Origin of the sequence: Acinetobacter sp. SwsAc6, from assembly GCF_013391565.1 — a bacterium.
In the GTDB taxonomy this organism is placed as follows: Bacteria; Pseudomonadota; Gammaproteobacteria; order Pseudomonadales; family Moraxellaceae; genus Acinetobacter; species Acinetobacter cumulans.
This window is the reverse complement of sequence record NZ_JACAXE010000017.1, coordinates 61,896-77,568: the sequence shown is the minus strand read 5'-3', so window position 1 is coordinate 77,568 and position 15,673 is coordinate 61,896. Positions and strand designations below refer to the sequence as shown.

Here is a 15,673-nt window from a genome sequence, read left to right as displayed (position 1 = left end):
GGGGTTACCCATGTGAGAGTAAGTCATCGCCAGCTCATTATTCGAAACACCCCCTGACTAGTGCAGGGGGTGTTTTTTTATGCATAAAAAATATTTTAAATAAGGCTAAAGCTTATTTAGAAACAGGCTTGAAAGAAAATATAGGGGGCAATTGATTGAAGATCAGTAAATAGTTTTATATACTTATTAAGTACTTATAAAATAAAGACAATAAATTGAGAGCAAATTTTTTAAGCATTTTTTTTCTTTATTTTTGAATTCTGCAATTACAGGTTATATAAAGAAAACGATAGATAATCAATTCATATTGTTCATATTCTCTATTTTTCTGGCATCAATTGTTTTTAAATATGTGCTTAGTATTGATACATTTAAAAATTGTGCTCTCGTTGCCATAATAAGCCAAATAATAATTATTGTTTTTTTGACAATATTGATTGGCATGGGAGCTGTTGCATTAAAGCACTAATGTGTAAGCAACAGCTACTCTCAATAACAAACTAAATAATTAGCTAACCCTTAATCATTATTTAATTGTCTTCTCGCATGTTTTAAAGCCGTTCTCAGGCCTTCTTCTATTGTTGGGTGGTAATACGGCTTATCGAGTAAGTCATCCACTGTAAGTGATTCATCAATCATCCATGCAAGTATGTGTGCGAGATGTTCTGCTTCATGACAAAACAATTCAGCTCCTAATACTTTGCGGGAATCCTTATCTATATAAATCTCAACTGCACCGTGGTTTTTAGCATTAATAATTGCTCGCCCTTGCTTGGCATAGTTAATAACACCTGTAATAAAGCTAACTTTATGTTCTTCAAGTTGCAGACTATTTTGCCCAACTGATGCCATTTCTGGTGAGCTGAAGACAATGCCCAACGGTGTTAATGTTTTAATATTAGAAACTTGCTTGTTACTTAATATATTTTGAACAACTAATTTTCCTTCGTGCGCAGCCTCATGTTGGATTGGAGTATTGGTAAAAGCATCACCTACAATATAGATTGGATAGTTAGAAAGCTGTTTTGTATTGGGATTGACTGGTATTTTTTTAGGATCACTAAAAATGCTGCTAATTTTCTCAAGATGCAATGTATTTAGGCGTGATTGACGACCAGTAGCAGATAGCACGTAATCAACCGTTATAAGCTGTTTTGTATCATTCTGTTGATATATTATTTCAATACCGTGTTCGGTCCGAGTGTAGTCACTAGGCAAAATTTCGAAGTTTAGATTTAATTCTTTGAGCAATTCATTTTGAGCTACTTGTTGTAGATTTTTGCTCACCAATGTGCCAACTTTACGGCTACGTGCAAAGATTTCAGTTTTGACACCTAGACGATGCATCGCTTGAGCCAGCTCTAAGGCAATAACGCCACTGCCGATTACGGCTATACTTTGTGGGAGTTGCTTTAATTCGAAGATTTGATCAGTCGTGATTAAACGATCCCCAAGTCGTTGTTTTAATTTTGCATCTATGTTTGGCGTGCTTCCAACGGCTAAAATAAAATTTTTGGCTTGATATTCTTGATGATTGACTTGAATAGTATTGGCATTAATAAATTCGGCGCGACCTGAAATTTTGTGTTCTGATGGCCAAGATTCAACATCTTTTAGTGTTGCACGAGTAAAACGGTCTCGAAGTTCTTGTACATGTTGCATCACTTGCGAAGTATCAATTTTTACTGTGGCACTTAAACCTAATCCTTCCAGATTTTGTATTTCATGCACCCGATTTGCAGATGCAATGAGAACTTTACTTGGCATACAGCCAACGCGCGCGCAGGTCGTATCCCAAGGACCATCATTAACAATTAATAAGTTATCGGTATATTTTATGGCTTCTTTATAGGCAGAAATGCCTGCTGTACCTGCACCTATAATAATTAGATCATACATGGATAGGCCTTTCCTATTTTGAGAGTGTAGCGACATTTTAAATGTGTATTTGACTTTAATTTAAGTGAAATATGTGTATAACTAGTATGAAATACTAAGCTAAATTTAATAAGTTCAATAGTTTATTTTTTTTAATTTTTATAGAATAAGTCTTATAAATAATATAATACTTAGAATTTTTTGCGCTTTAAAGTTATAAAAAACAGCGCTTCGGCGCTGTTTTTTATGAATAATAATTAAATAGAGCTTCCAACACTTACCCCAACAGTGGGTCTAATCTGCATAGAATTACAGCCCGATAGTAAAAGTGCAGTGATGATTGCCAGCATCCATATTTTATTCATTCAAGAGTCCTTGAGCTTTTGCTTGATTAAAGAGTGCCGTTGAAAGTGTCCCACTACGGCATACCAATAAAATCGGTTTAGTCAGCTCATTATAATACTTAGCAAATTCTTGAATATCTGTTTGAGAAATTTTACCGCTATCTACAGGTTGGTAAATCACGCTGACATGTGCTTTTTCAGCAACTTCACGTAATTGACTTACACTTACCAGATTGCCATTTTCTTGGTCTGGACGATTAACGATTACAGACTTAAAGCCTTGTTTGAGCAAGGCAGAAAATTTATCTAAGTTCATTTGTCCAGCAACACTGACTTGGGGTGTCAGGGCTGTGCTTTGTGGCAATTCTGCAAATGCTGGGCTAAGCATGCTCAAGCATAAACAAAGTAAACTTGCATAAATCGACTTAATCATCAAGCAAGTCCATTTGTTTTGCTAGTTGAAATAGGTTGTTTGAGCGATTGCCTGTACGGCAGAACATGAGGACAGGTTTTGGCAATTGGTTAAAATGATTGGCAAATGCACGTACATCAAGCTCAGTGATTTGACCAGCGACTACAGGTTGATAAACATAGTCTAAGCCTGCACCACGTGCAACTTCTTCAATTTGTGCACTTGTTGGTTGCTCTGGACCACCTTCCATATCTGGACGGTTATTAATAATCGATTTAAATCCTTTTTCAACAATTTGCGTTACATGTTCAGGACTAATTTGACCTGCAAAACCAACATTTTCGCTCATGGTGTCACTCCAAAATTTTAAAAATAGAAATATGCTTTATGATAGCATTAAGCGAGAATATGAGCGTGGCGTATTAAAATTTTTATAAAGAATAACAGTTCAATTTTTGCATGGAGTGTGTATGCACGCTTATACCGTTGAACCGCTGTATGTGAAAAGCGGACAGGAAGTGATTGCAGCAGATTTTTATCGGCCCAAAACAGATGTTCCACCGGGTGTCATTATCATGGCACATGGTTTTGCGTGTTTAAGACAATTTAAATTAGTACAGTTTGCTAAGCGTTTTGCACAGGCAGGCTATGCGGTGGTTTTGTTTGATTACCGCTATTGGGGGGGGAGTACGGGTCGACCTCGAGAGCTAGTGAGCATTCAAGAGCAGTTAAGCGATTGGCGTACAATGTTGATGCATGTGTCACAGCGTAAATCGATTAATTCTCGTAAAATTGTCTTGTGGGGCATTTCATTGAGTGCGGGTTATGCACTTGAATTGGCTTCGGAAAATAAAAATATTCAAGCGGTCATTGCACAAAATCCATTTGTTGATGGTGCAGAAAGTGCTAAAAATTTTCCCTTAAATTTATTGCCAAAAGCACTCAAAATCTCCAGTCAAGATTATATGGGGGCGAAGGTGGGATTATCGCCAAGGACTTTGGCGGTAACAGATCCATCTGGATTATGTTTTGTGCAAACCAAAGATGCATACGCAGGATATCAATCGATTATTCACCCTGATTATTATTGGAGTGGGCAGGTGCCTGCACGAGTATTTTTTAATCTGATGCGTTATCGGCCCATTCAAAATTTACGCAAGATTGCTGTTCCTGTACTGTATATCGCCTCGAAGAATGATAGTCTGATTCCAATTGAGTCTAGCCGTGAAGCAGCCACGAATATTGCACCTTATGTTGATTATTATGAATGGGATATGGCTCATTTTGATATTTATCATGGCGCATGGTTTGAAAAAGCAGTGGCAAAGCAGTTAGATTTTTTAAATCAGCATGTAGGAGTAAGTTAATGATTATTGTGTGCCCGCATTGTTTGGCAAAAAATCGTGTGCCCGAAGAAAAATTGGCAGAACAACCTGCATGTGGCCAATGCCATGAAGCCTTGGTACCACTGGCACCTATTGAGCTAAATGAGCAAAATTTTAGTCAGTTCATTAGTCATAGCGACTTACCGATTTTCATTGATCTATGGGCAGAGTGGTGTGGGCCATGTAAGATGATGGCACCGCATTTTGCTCAAGTTGCAAAGCAATATCCGCATGTAATTTTTGCCAAAATTAATACTGAAGAAAACCCACGTTTAAGCAGTGCTTTTAATGTACGGAGCATTCCAACCTTAGTTTTGATGAATAAAACCAACGAACTTGCTAGAATAAGTGGAGCGCTGCGTTCAAGTGAATTGCAGCAGTGGCTCGATCAACAATTGACTGCCCATTCATAATGGGGCTTGGAGTTAAAGTGTCAGAAACTCATGTAAAACCGGAAGGTACGCTCTCACTACAAACAATTGCAATGCCAGCAGATACCAACTGGAGCGGTGATGTGTTTGGTGGTTGGATCGTGTCACAAATGGACTTGGCAGGTGCGATTCACGCAGAGCGTTTTAGTAAAGGTCGCTGTGCAACAATTTCCATTAACCAGATGACATTTTTAGTACCGGTAAAAGTGGGTGATGTTATCAGTTGCTATACCAAAATTTTGAAAGTGGGAAATACTTCAATTCAAATGCAAATCGAGGTTTGGGACAGCCATGACAGCTCACGTGATCCTATTCGTGTGACGGAAGGGGTCTATACTTTTGTTGCTGTGGATGTCAAAGGTGCAAAACGCCAAATTCCTGCAGAAGCAAAACAGTTATTTGAAGCATCACAAACGAAAGCAGAATAAGACGCTAAAAGCAGTTTGAGTGTTTAAAAAACCCAGCATATATGCTGGGTTTTTTATTTTGTTGAAGCTTAAAACATCGTGTTTTGATTGGCACTTTCAGCTGGAACAGCTTGCTGAACATCCCAATGTTCGACAATTTTTCCATTTTCAACTCTAAAAATATCAACGACAGCAACACCTCTATCTTGTGGATTTTGCTGTGAATGCACATGTAAATAGACAAGGTCACCTTCGGCAGCAGCACGTTTAATTACGCTTTTTGCGAGAGGATTTTCTTTGAAATATTGGGTGAAGTAGTTTACAAAAGGCGCTTTACCATTGGCCACATGAGGGTTGTGTTGAATATATTCAGTTCCAATATATTGATCTGAGTAAGCTTTTACCTGATGCTTTTGAAAGACACCATTATAAAAATCGGTCACCAGTTTCTTGTTGCGTTCGGCTTGCTGAGCTTGTGCAGTAATGACGGTAGTTGGTGTCTGAGTTGGCGTTTTGTCTGCAGGTGCTTTTGCTTGTGCGGTTACAGCAATGCTAGTGAAAAGTAGCGCGCTGGTGATTAAAAAGGGTTTCATTTAATTTTGCTCTCGTTATAAATATAACTCCATCATGAGCAAGGAAGTGCTATAGAAATAGCACCCTTTGGTAAAGATTTAGTCTTAATTCGGTAAGTAATAGACTTACTTAAAAGTAAGTTTTATTTACAATTATTTCTTTTTCAGGTAGGACTTTTCTACCCATGCCCAAAGCATTTCGCATTGAATGGGTGCTTCGCCAGATTCATCGGTGACGGTGACTTGAACTAAGGTTTCGCCACGGTCTGTGGTGCGCATGAGCTGTTGTTGTTGTTCAGTCAAAATAGCGGTTGCTTGCATTGCGCCTTTACTCGGACGTTGGAAATCAACTTTAAATGATTTAATGAGTACAATGGCGCTGTCAGGTACATTCATTGCAGTCACGAAGCCAGTTGCAGTCTCTGCGATGAGTGCCATAGCACAAGCATGTAGCTGACCAATATGGTTTTGCATCGCTTTGTGATTTGCGATGCTGACCGTAACGCGGGAAGGGCTGACTTCTAAATAACGAATTTTGGCAGAACCGACCATTGGGACGATTTTGCCAAAGGCTTTGGACCATAGCGCAGTGCGAATGCTTTGTGGAAATTTCGATGTTGAACTGACCAGCTTAGATAAACGATTGCCTTGCGCCATGATTCCTCTGCTTGGCAGGTGTCCTGCCTTAATCTTTAAAGTTATTGAACTGTAAAGGCACACCGAACTGCTGTTCTTTCAAGAACGCCATCACTTGTTGCAAGGTATCGCGTTTTTTATCAGTTACACGGATTTTATCGCCCTGAATAGAAGATTGCACTTTCACGCCACTTTCTTTAATGGCTTTATTAATTTTTTTTGCGGTATCAGAGTCAAGGCCATCTTTGAGTTTGATCACTTGAATCACGTTTTTGCCAGAAGCGGTCATTTTTTGTGGGTCAAGTGCTTGAATATCGACTTTACGTTTAAAGAAATGGTTTTCTAGCATGGTATAGACTTGTTCACATTGGAAGTCGCTTTCAGTGCTGATTTTAATTTCTTTGTTTTTTTCGTTCAGTTCGATTGAAACGTCCTGACCGCGGAAGTCAAAACGTGTCGCAATTTCTTTTTGCGTGTTTTGAACTGCATGATTTACTTCAAAAACTTCTAATTCTGAAACAATATCGAAAGAAGGCATAGTTTAGACCTTTACAAAGGGAAAGAATATCTGAGATGCTAGGGATGTTTTCTTCATTTGCCAAGTGTTGTTTACATCAAAGGAGTGCGCAATGATCCGTAAACAAGAAATTACAACATTTGAGTTCCCAGAAAATGCGATTATCTGGGATGTCCGTGACGCAAGTGCATTTACTGAGGCACACCTAAAAGGTGCTGTGAATCAGCCAATCACTGATTTGTCTGCAGATAGTTTGACTCAGGTGTCAACGGATCAGCCAATCTACATTTTATGTGGTGGTGGTAGTAAAGCACCTCGAGCTGCTGAGCTTTTAGAGGGTTTAGACAGTGGTCGTGAATATGTTGTATTAATGGGAGGCACTCGTGCCGCTCGAGCAGCAGGTTTACCACTGATTGAAGGCGCTTAATCCGCCTCAGAAAAAAGCGCCGAAGGGCGCTTTTTTTATGTCTATAAATTGGAGCGATGACGCTTCATTCAATCGGTTTTATGGTTTGATCAGGCTTAAAGTATGCTTTTTTAGCTTTGACTTTCTTTTTAAAACGTTGTGCACTGAGTTTTTGCAATAAACTCATAGGAATAGGGCAAGGTTCAGACAAGACTTGCGCTACCAAGACTTCACTACACAGTGGTGCATATAAGAAACCTTTAGAACCCAATCCAGCAAAGGTATAAAGTTCTGTCTCTGCTTTCACTGACCCAAGGACAGGGAAATAATCCAAGCTTTGTGCACGAACGGATGCGCGACCTTGCCATGTTTCTACAGCTGGGAGTTGCTCGGCGTAGTGAGGAAAGACACTGTGGATAAGATTGTAGTTATGCACATGATCTACTAATAGCACTTCGCTATCTTCTCTATTTGGATAAAACGATGCACCGAGAATAAATTGCGTTGCATCGAGTTGCATACAATAACCGCCATAGCTATACGCATGTTGCGTACTCAACGCAGAGTCTGGTTGACTGAGCCAGCTGACTTGGCCACGTATTGGTTTTAGCTGTGGATAGTCCTCAATCAGTTGCATACTTTGACGAGCCGCACAGACCACTACGTGATCAAACTGCCCAACAGACTGTGTATGACTGAATAATTCAACACCCGTACTTAAGTGCTCAATCTGTGTAATCTGTGCTTGCTGAAACTGAATGAGAGGCGATGCTAAGATCTGATCACGTAGCTGATGCGGTGAAACGGCACCTGCTTCATTTAAGCACAGACTGGAAAATTCACTTTGTAATGATGGTGACTCTGCTTGTGCCGTAGATGCTTGATCCTCGGTTAATAGCCCTGTTGGGTACTGGTCGATCAAGCCTAATAATTCTTCGGGCTTTTTGAGTGCAATTTGATGGATGTCTAGCGCACGAAAAGCCTTAAATTTTGGATAATGGCGCATGGCGTGTTGCCAGGTGAGCGTCATCAGATGCTCCGCACTTTGCTCGATTGGACAGAGCTTGGGATTTAAGAGCGCAAGGGGATTACCAGAACCTCCTGCTAAGGGCTCTGCTTGATCGAATAGCGTAACTGAATGGCCACGCTGTGCGAGTGCCCAAGCACAGCTTAATCCTGCAATTCCAGCGCCTACAATCGCAATATGACGCTGCTTATGCTGCTGTGGCTGTGTGATCGGTTGTGTGGGTGGCTCGGCACAAATAATGAGGTCATCTGTAGAGGGAAGGTCTTTATCTTCCTCTAGCCAAATGGCTTTGAGCATTTCACGTTTATGCCGAAATCCGCGTGGGCGACTAATACGAATACCGTGTTGTTTGAGGCCACGTTTTAATACGCCTGCTACACTAAATGACGAGAAAGTTGTGCCATAGCCTGAAAGGCGAACAATATGACTTAAAACGTGCTCCTCCCACATATCTGGGTTGCATGCTGGAGCAAAGCCATCTAGAAACCAGGCATGAATTTGACTGGTTTTTGCCATCACAGGAAAAACATCATGCGCATCGCCTAACCACAAATCTAGGATAAAGCGTTCATCTGGAAAAGACAGTCGATGACAGCCTGCGATGGGCAATGGATATTGCTCAAGTAGTTGCTCAGAGAGGGGCTGTAATTCTGGCCAAGCATTCAAAGCGCGGATCAAGTCTGGCTTAGACAACGGAAATTTTTCGACAGAGACCACATGCAAGCGACTGTGGTTTTGCGGGCGAACCTTTTGCCATAATTGCCACAAGGCCAAAATATTTAAGCCCGTACCAAAACCTGTTTCACCGACATGAAAAGATTCAAAGTCTTGCAACTGTGCCAACCGTTCAGGGAGGTCATTGCCATTTAAAAACACATGTCGTGTTTCGAGCAGGCCATTATCTCGGGAGAAATAGGCATCGCCAAATTGTTTAGAAATTGGAACATCAATTCCATCGATCATACGCCAATCAAGATCAGCCGTTTGAATTGCTTGAGACAAAGCAGGAGAGCCTTTTACAGATACAGATAAAAACTTAAATTACCACTGGCGACGACGTTTGGTATGAATATAACTCGCCATTAAGAAGCCAAGCAGTACGCCTACTGCAATGGTCACAGCGCCGTATAAAAACATTTGTGCACTGCGCTCACTTTGTAGAACTTGCACTTGTACACCTAAACTATCATTTTTCAATTGTAGCTCTTGGTTTTGTGCTAAAGCGTCAAGGTTTGCTTTTTCAAGTTGCTGTAAACGTGAGTGTTGATCTTTGACCAGCGCCTTAATTTTAGCATCTTGTAAAACTTTATTTTTGATCTGTTGCTCAGCAGTCAGCGGTGCATTTTCGGCAGCCATCATTGCATTGGGCTGGGAGGCCACACGCATAGTTGTAGGTTTATTGGCTGGCAAAGTTTGAGGTACAGTGGCAGGGAGTACAGCAGCTGTTGCTGTGACTGGCTCTGTAGGCGTAGGGGCAGGTTCAACTGCCCAGCTTACGGAACTAAAAAGAAAACAGCCTATGATGCAGGTAAAAACGGCACGCATGAACTTATCCTTTAGGGAAGGCTTTATTGAACGGTTTAACGTCAATATGACTATATACGCCTTCCTTTAGGAATGGTTCATCTTGGAGCCATGCATCGAGAGCTTCACGCGTTTCAAAATCGACAATAATCGTACTACCATAAAAGCCCGCTTGAGGATTGCTTGGGTCTTTCGGCATTGCACCTGCAACAATCAAACGGCCTTCAGTATCTAATTGCTCTAAGCGCGCAAGATGTTGTGGGCGAACCGCTAGGCGTTTTTCGACTGTACCTTCACGATCTGTACAGCTAACGACAAATAATGGCATGTGATTTCTCGATTTTTAAACTAGAAGTATTATTCAGAGGTCTTAAAGTATTTTCGCAATACAATAAACTGAATAATGATAAAGGAAAACATCACGATCATGTCGCCAAATGCAGTGAATTCACCCCAATATTTTCCGCCCATAAATAAATAAGCAAAGAAAATATGTAAGCAAGACATCACCACAAACATACAGGCCCATGCAAAGTTCAGTTTTTTCCATCCTGATGCGCTCAGTTCGAGTACAGGCCCAAACAAACGTTCGATCAGTGGCTTGCGGTCTTTGCTAAACCAAGGCGACAGTAAGAACGCCCCTGCAAAGACTAAATTCAACAATACCGCTTTTAAACGAATATAGAAATCGTCACTCAGTACCAAAGTAATGCCACCAAAAATGACGGTCATAAACAAAACAATCCATTGTTGCTTGTCTAAGCGGAACTTTTGAATAAAAAATAATGCGCCGTAAACCACCAGCATTGAAAGCATTAAACCTGTAGTTGCAACTAAAATATTATTATTATCAATGCCTCCAGCAGAACCGAAGAGTTGTAATAATGGATGCTGAGTATCTTTTGGATCTACAGTTTTATATAAATAAAAGAAAATAATGAGTGGCACAAAGTCTAAAAGTGCTTTCATGTTAGAGTATCTGGTATCTGATCAAATAAATGACATAGTATAAGTGATGCTAGGCGTAGATTTACATACACACAGTAATATTTCTGATGGAACTTTGTCTCCAGAGCAACTGGTGCAAGCGGCGCATGAAATTGGCATTCATACCCTAGCGCTGACAGATCACGATACCATGGATGGCTTAAATTTAGCTGAAAAAGTGGCGCAAGAGTTCGGCATGCGACTGATTTCTGGGGTGGAAATTTCCAGCCAATGGTCACGCCCGGCCACTAAAAAAAGCTATGGTGTACACGTCGTTGCACTCAATATGCAAAATCCTGCGCCTTTACTTGAATTACTCGAACAACAAAAGCACATACGCGCCGTACGTGCCAAACAAATTTGTGACTTACTGATCCCGTTAATTGGTGAAGATATTTATACAGATGTTATTGCCAAAGTGGACAATGTGCCTGATCGTGTGACGCGAACACACATTGCTAAAACCTTAGTAGAAAAAGGCTATGTCAGCCGTGCACAGCAAGCATTTGACAAATATATTAAAGAAGGCAAAAAAGCCTATGTAAAATTTGATGGTTTAGGTTTAGAAGAAACTATTCAAGTCATACATGCCAGTGGTGGTTTTGCTGTATTGGCACATCCAACCCGCTATGATTTGTCTGCAACCAATATTCGCTACTTAATCGAAATTTTTGCGAAATTTGGTGGTGATGCTGTTGAGCTCCCACCTGCAGTAGATCCATTGGGCACACGTCAAATGGTCGATCGAATGATTGCTGAATTTGGTTTAAAAGTCTCTGTCGGAAGTGATTATCATGGGAGCAATATGCCATGGATTAAGCTTGGCAATATTCCACGTGTTAATGACGGGCAAAGAGGTATTTGGGAAAGTTTCGTTTAATGAGCAACACACGCTTTTTTCCCTCTCCATTTTGAAGAGGGATGGCTGGTAAAACTTAAAGCAAGTTGTTGTCGTGGGCTTGAATGGGGGGTGGTGTTGGTTTACCCAAGGTACCTAGCAATTCAATTTCAATGGTACGCACCATTGAATCTAGGGGTAAATCGTTACTTTGTGTACCAAAAGGTTCTTCTATTTCAGAACTTAAGGCATCTAAACCTAAAAATGTATACGCCAAAATACCCACCAAAAGAGGGGTCACTAGCCCTAAGGTTGAGCCCAAGCTAAAAGGCAACATAAAACAAAAGAAATAGACCGTACGGTTAAGTAATACTGAATAGGCAAATGGCAAGGGGGTCGTCGCAATGCGATCACAGCCTGTTTGTACCGTACTGAGCTCCATAATATGATCGTTCATTTGTGCATAGATGATGTCGGAAATTTCACCTTCTTTTAGGGCTTGCATGAGTTCCCATTGCATAAGACTGAGCGTGTACTGTGGCGCATTGACTTGTTGATACAATTGTTTAATGGCTTGAGCGCTCATACCACTGGTTTCGATGAGTTCCGTAGGGTTGGCTGTATCGTGACGTAAGCGATCGCGCAGAACATTGGCAAAGACAATCACATGTTGAATCACACGCTCACGGCGACCCTGACTGAGCATACGACAGTCACGGTCAAAGTGGCGTGCATTGGCAATTAAAATGCCCCATAAACGCCGTGCTTCCCACCAGCGGTCATAGCAGGCAGAGTTTTTAAAGCCCAAAAAAATAGACAGTACAACCCCAATTAAGGTAAAGCCGACCAAGGGTAATTCTGGGAAGTGAAAAATATTAAAATATGACAGACCACCAATAACGGTTGAGAGCAACATGACCACACCTAATGGCGGTAAAACTTTAGGTAAAATAGTTCCTCGCCATGAGAACAACAGCTTAAATACACTGGTTTGGTCACGAACAATCATATGATTAGAATCTTCATAAATTTGCTCTGATCTTCATCTTTGCTCATACCTTTGTCAATATATGAAAACGACAGTTTTTAATGATTGATGAGCCCGTGTTCAGCAAAAGAATAATTTCCCTCCTGCGCAATAATGCAGTGGTCAATTAACTGGATTTCGAGGAGTTGGCAAGCTTGATGAATTTGTGCGGTGAGCACGCGATCAGCTTCAGATGGAGATGGCATGCCAAAGGGATGATTGTGTGCAATCACGATCGCGCTTGCATGTTGTGAAATGGCATAGCGTAACAATTGATTGATCGAAATTTCACAGGAATTAACAGCGCCAAAAAACAATTTTTTAAAGTTTATTTTTCTTAAATGTGCATCGAGACACAGTACTGCAAAAACTTCTTGAGTCTCGGATAAAAATTCAAAACGTAAAAAATCAATCAACTGCGTAGAGTGATTTAAAGTCAGTGCATTCTGACTCATTTGCTGGCTAATGTAGCGTTTGCCAAGTTCTTTGACCGCCATGAGCTGTGCATATTTGGTTGCGCCGATGCCATGAAATTGGCTGAGATCACTTAAAGAAGCATTGAGGATAGGGCCTAGGCTTCCAAAGTGTTGAATTAATAACCTTGCCAATTCTACGGCGGAATGTTGTTGTGAGCCTGAGCGTAAAAAAATCGCAAGTAGTTCAGCATCGGATAAGCTTTGTGCACCTTGTTGGAGTAAGCGTTCACGAGGCCGTTCTTGACTGGGCCAATGTTTAATTGAGAAATTCATTTTTGTTAGACTTTTTTATTATGAGTTGTCGTTGTTTTTCCAAGTGCAATCTTGGGTCTGTCCATATTTAATGCTATTGTGAGCGCCACTGCAACAGATAGGAAGCCTGTTTGTGAGCTTCGACTTGAGTGTCATTCCAAATAAAAACATTGTTTTGGCTGTTACGGGTGGGATTGCTGCCTATAAAAGTGCGATTTTGGTTCGTCGTTTAAAAGACGCTGGATTTAATGTACGTGTGGTCATGACCGCCGGTGCACAAGCCTTTATTACGCCATTAACATTTCAGGCGCTTTCGGGTAATCCTGTGCATACAACATTGCTCGATCCAGAAGCAGAAGCAGGTATGGGGCACATTGAGCTTGCGCGTTGGGCGGACTTATTGCTGGTGGCTCCTGCCAGTTGTGATAGCTTGGCAAAATTTGCAGCGGGTTTGGCGGATGATTTACTTTCGACGCTTTACTTGGCGACGAAAGCGCCTGTCTGGGTTGCCCCAGCCATGAATCAACAAATGTGGGCTGCCAAAGCAACACAGCGCAATTTAAATACGCTCATTGAAGATGGCGTGCATGTGATTATGCCTGACGCAGGTTCACAAGCCTGTGGTGATGTAGGTTTGGGCCGTATGCCTGAGCCCGAAGATCTAGCAAATCAAGTGACTGAATACTTCCACCGTGCGCAACGTGCAATTGCGGAAAAATTTGGCTTGTTGGCTGGAAAACGTGTCACGATTACGGCAGGTCCAACCCGTGAAGCGATTGACCCTGTGCGCTATATTTCCAATCACAGTACTGGCAAAATGGGCTTTGCTTTGGCAGCGGCATGTTATGCTGCTGGTGCAAAAGTAACATTGTTGGCTGGGCCTGTGAGTCTGGACACCCCCAATGGTGTACGCCGTATTAATGTACAATCAGCAAGACAAATGCTTGATCACAGCATGCAACAGTTGGATCAAGGGTGTGATGTCTTTATTGCAACTGCAGCAGTGGCGGATTACCGTGTGGCAGAAGTGGCTGAGCATAAGATTAAGAAAGCAGGCGATGAGTTAAATGTTGCGCTGATTAAAAACCCAGATATTGTGGCGACGATTGCCCAGCAGGATAAACGTCCATTTATGGTGGGCTTTGCTGCTGAAACGCGCAATGTGGAAGAATATGCTGCCGGTAAATTGGTTGCCAAGAAGCTCGATATGATTGCTTGCAATGATGTATCCCGTCTAGATATTGGCTTTGCTTCTGATGAAAATGCCATGATTGTGTTTTTTGCAGAACAGTATCAAATGGAAAAGCGCGATTTAGAAAAAGCTTCCAAGCAAGAGATTGCACAGCAGTTGGTTGAGGCTATTCATGATGCATTACATCATGAAGCTGAAACAGATGAGTTGCTTTAAGCCTTCATTTCTTGACTCAACTTCGCATTACAAGCTGAAAGCTTGAATCAAAAAAGCCCTCAATGATTGAGGGCTTTTTTTAATTGGTTCGAGCTAAAGTAGAACTGACTTAAGCTTGGTGTTCACGCACATACTCTTCAGTACGCTTCATCGCATCTTGAATATTAAACAATGCTGTTTCAACATCTTTGAGTGTTTTTGCATTACCACCACTGAGTGCCTGACGCCATTTACGTGCGCCTGGTAAGTTTTGGAATAGGCCTAAAATATGACGAGTGATAATAGATAAAGGCGCGCCTTCAGCCATACGCTGCGAAATATATGGCATCATGCTGTGCATAATCTCAAAGCGGTCAGGTGCTTCCAAATTCCATAATTGCCCCATTTCTGCCAAAAGGTAGGGATTATGGTAGGCCTCACGTCCAATCATGACCCCATCAACATGCTTCAAATGTTCTTCGGTTTCGGCAAAGGTCTTAATACCACCATTAATTTCAATTAACAGATTCGGGCGCTCTTGTTTTAAGCGGTAGACATCTTCATAGCGTAAGGGGGGTACATCACGGTTTTCTTTGGGTGATAAGCCTTTGAGTAAAGCAATACGTGCATGCACAATAAAGTTATTACATCCAGTTTTGGCAACAGTGTCGACAAAGTGCAACATTTCTTCATAAGACTGCATGTCATCAATACCAATACGATGTTTAACCGTCACTGGAATATCCACAGCATTTTGCATTTCTGCAATACATTCTGCTACTAAATCAGGCTCAGCCATGAGGCATGCACCAATTTTATTGTTTTGTACGCGATCGCTTGGGCAACCTACATTAAGGTTCACTTCGTCATAGCCCCAGTCTTGTGCCATTTTAGTACAAGTTGCTAGGTCTTTAGGATTCGAACCACCCAGCTGGAGCACAATCGGATGTTCTTCTTTGTTGAAGTCTAAATGACGGTTCGCGCCACCAAATAAAATCGCGCCAGTGGTCACCATCTCTGTATAGAGGATGACATTTGGATTAAATAAACGTGCAAAGAAACGATAATCTTTGGTGGTCCAATCCATCATTGGCGCCACGCTGATTCGAGGTGCGAGTTTATTTTCAGTAGAATTGATTACGGTCATCAAACATCAGGCCTTGGCAA

The 15,673-nt window shown here is 41.4% G+C and carries 19 protein-coding genes; 6 read left to right on the top strand and 13 right to left on the bottom strand.

Annotation, left to right across the window (positions count from 1 at the left end):
* Nucleotides 1-519: 519 nt before the first annotated feature.
* The 3 genes from HYG93_RS12285 to HYG93_RS12275 all read right to left on the bottom strand — a co-directional run bounded on the left by HYG93_RS12285 (nucleotide 520) and on the right by HYG93_RS12275 (nucleotide 2,983).
* Nucleotides 520-1,899, bottom strand: coding sequence for a dihydrolipoyl dehydrogenase (locus HYG93_RS12285; protein WP_178962517.1), 1,380 nt, complete (start codon nucleotides 1,897-1,899; stop codon nucleotides 520-522).
* A gap of 336 nt (nucleotides 1,900-2,235) precedes the next feature.
* Nucleotides 2,236-2,655, bottom strand: coding sequence for a beta-lactamase hydrolase domain-containing protein (locus HYG93_RS12280; protein WP_106984561.1), 420 nt, complete (start codon nucleotides 2,653-2,655; stop codon nucleotides 2,236-2,238).
* Nucleotides 2,648-2,983: a TIGR01244 family sulfur transferase gene (locus tag HYG93_RS12275; protein WP_106984562.1), complete on the bottom strand. Its 336-nt coding sequence runs from the start codon at nucleotides 2,981-2,983 to the stop codon at nucleotides 2,648-2,650. Before HYG93_RS12275 ends, HYG93_RS12280 begins: the two co-directional genes overlap by 8 nt.
* Before the next feature lie 121 nt (nucleotides 2,984-3,104).
* Here HYG93_RS12275 and HYG93_RS12270 point away from each other — a divergent pair, with 121 nt between their 5' ends.
* Genes HYG93_RS12270 through HYG93_RS12260 form a run of 3 tightly spaced genes read left to right on the top strand, consistent with a single transcriptional unit; the run spans nucleotide 3,105 to nucleotide 4,878 of the window.
* Entirely contained in the window at nucleotides 3,105-4,001 is an 897-nt protein-coding gene (locus HYG93_RS12270; protein WP_106984563.1) for an alpha/beta hydrolase, read from the top strand.
* Nucleotides 4,001-4,432, top strand: a complete 432-nt coding sequence (trxC, locus tag HYG93_RS12265) for a thioredoxin TrxC (protein ID WP_106984564.1) — start codon at nucleotides 4,001-4,003, stop codon at nucleotides 4,430-4,432. Before HYG93_RS12270 ends, trxC begins: the two co-directional genes overlap by 1 nt.
* Nucleotides 4,433-4,449: 17 nt before the next feature.
* Nucleotides 4,450-4,878, top strand: coding sequence for an acyl-CoA thioesterase (locus tag HYG93_RS12260; RefSeq protein ID WP_106984646.1), 429 nt, complete (start codon nucleotides 4,450-4,452; stop codon nucleotides 4,876-4,878).
* Nucleotides 4,879-4,946: 68 nt separating this feature from the next.
* Here HYG93_RS12260 and HYG93_RS12255 read toward each other — a convergent pair whose 3' ends face one another.
* From HYG93_RS12255 to HYG93_RS12245, 3 genes are all read right to left on the bottom strand, one after another.
* Nucleotides 4,947-5,450: an ester cyclase gene (locus HYG93_RS12255; RefSeq protein ID WP_106984565.1), complete on the bottom strand. Its 504-nt coding sequence runs from the start codon at nucleotides 5,448-5,450 to the stop codon at nucleotides 4,947-4,949.
* 132 nt (nucleotides 5,451-5,582) lie between these two features.
* Nucleotides 5,583-6,086, bottom strand: a complete 504-nt coding sequence (locus tag HYG93_RS12250; protein WP_106984566.1) for a DUF4442 domain-containing protein — start codon at nucleotides 6,084-6,086, stop codon at nucleotides 5,583-5,585.
* Between the two features lie 28 nt (nucleotides 6,087-6,114).
* Nucleotides 6,115-6,603, bottom strand: coding sequence for a YajQ family cyclic di-GMP-binding protein (locus HYG93_RS12245; protein ID WP_106984567.1), 489 nt, complete (start codon nucleotides 6,601-6,603; stop codon nucleotides 6,115-6,117).
* Nucleotides 6,604-6,694: 91 nt separating this feature from the next.
* Here HYG93_RS12245 and HYG93_RS12240 point away from each other — a divergent pair, with 91 nt between their 5' ends.
* Nucleotides 6,695-7,009 (top strand): rhodanese-like domain-containing protein, encoded by a 315-nt coding sequence (locus HYG93_RS12240; protein WP_106984568.1) that lies wholly within the window; start codon nucleotides 6,695-6,697, stop codon nucleotides 7,007-7,009.
* A 64-nt stretch (nucleotides 7,010-7,073) separates the two neighbouring features.
* Here HYG93_RS12240 and mnmC read toward each other — a convergent pair whose 3' ends face one another.
* The 4 genes from mnmC to HYG93_RS12220 all read right to left on the bottom strand — a co-directional run bounded on the left by mnmC (nucleotide 7,074) and on the right by HYG93_RS12220 (nucleotide 10,508).
* Complete coding sequence (mnmC, locus tag HYG93_RS12235; RefSeq protein WP_372658965.1) at nucleotides 7,074-8,978, bottom strand: FAD-dependent 5-carboxymethylaminomethyl-2-thiouridine(34) oxidoreductase MnmC; 1,905 nt, start codon at nucleotides 8,976-8,978, stop codon at nucleotides 7,074-7,076.
* A gap of 78 nt (nucleotides 8,979-9,056) precedes the next feature.
* Entirely contained in the window at nucleotides 9,057-9,560 is a 504-nt protein-coding gene (locus tag HYG93_RS12230) for a hypothetical protein (protein WP_106984570.1), read from the bottom strand.
* 4 nt (nucleotides 9,561-9,564) lie between these two features.
* Nucleotides 9,565-9,867 (bottom strand): YciI family protein, encoded by a 303-nt coding sequence (locus tag HYG93_RS12225; RefSeq protein ID WP_106984571.1) that lies wholly within the window; start codon nucleotides 9,865-9,867, stop codon nucleotides 9,565-9,567.
* Between the two features lie 29 nt (nucleotides 9,868-9,896).
* Nucleotides 9,897-10,508: a septation protein IspZ gene (locus HYG93_RS12220; protein WP_106984572.1), complete on the bottom strand. Its 612-nt coding sequence runs from the start codon at nucleotides 10,506-10,508 to the stop codon at nucleotides 9,897-9,899.
* A gap of 46 nt (nucleotides 10,509-10,554) precedes the next feature.
* Here HYG93_RS12220 and HYG93_RS12215 point away from each other — a divergent pair, with 46 nt between their 5' ends.
* The gene (locus tag HYG93_RS12215) at nucleotides 10,555-11,406 is read left to right on the top strand and encodes a PHP domain-containing protein (protein WP_106984573.1); all 852 of its coding nucleotides are present in this window, start codon (nucleotides 10,555-10,557) and stop codon (nucleotides 11,404-11,406) included.
* Nucleotides 11,407-11,461: 55 nt separating this feature from the next.
* Here the strand turns inward: HYG93_RS12215 and HYG93_RS12210 are convergent, their stop codons facing one another.
* Nucleotides 11,462-12,373, bottom strand: coding sequence for a bestrophin family protein (locus HYG93_RS12210; protein ID WP_106984574.1), 912 nt, complete (start codon nucleotides 12,371-12,373; stop codon nucleotides 11,462-11,464).
* Nucleotides 12,374-12,450: 77 nt separating this feature from the next.
* Nucleotides 12,451-13,140: a DNA repair protein RadC gene (gene radC / locus HYG93_RS12205; protein ID WP_106984575.1), complete on the bottom strand. Its 690-nt coding sequence runs from the start codon at nucleotides 13,138-13,140 to the stop codon at nucleotides 12,451-12,453.
* 112 nt (nucleotides 13,141-13,252) lie between these two features.
* On the opposite strand from radC, the gene coaBC reads away from it, so the two are divergent.
* Nucleotides 13,253-14,527 (top strand): bifunctional phosphopantothenoylcysteine decarboxylase/phosphopantothenate--cysteine ligase CoaBC, encoded by a 1,275-nt coding sequence (coaBC, locus tag HYG93_RS12200; RefSeq protein WP_106984576.1) that lies wholly within the window; start codon nucleotides 13,253-13,255, stop codon nucleotides 14,525-14,527.
* 109 nt (nucleotides 14,528-14,636) lie between these two features.
* On the opposite strand, the gene dusA is transcribed toward coaBC, so the two are convergent.
* On the bottom strand, nucleotides 14,637-15,653 hold the full coding sequence (gene dusA / locus HYG93_RS12195) for a tRNA dihydrouridine(20/20a) synthase DusA (RefSeq protein WP_121532131.1): 1,017 nt from the start codon (nucleotides 15,651-15,653) through the stop codon (nucleotides 14,637-14,639).
* Nucleotides 15,654-15,673: the final 20 nt, after the last annotated feature.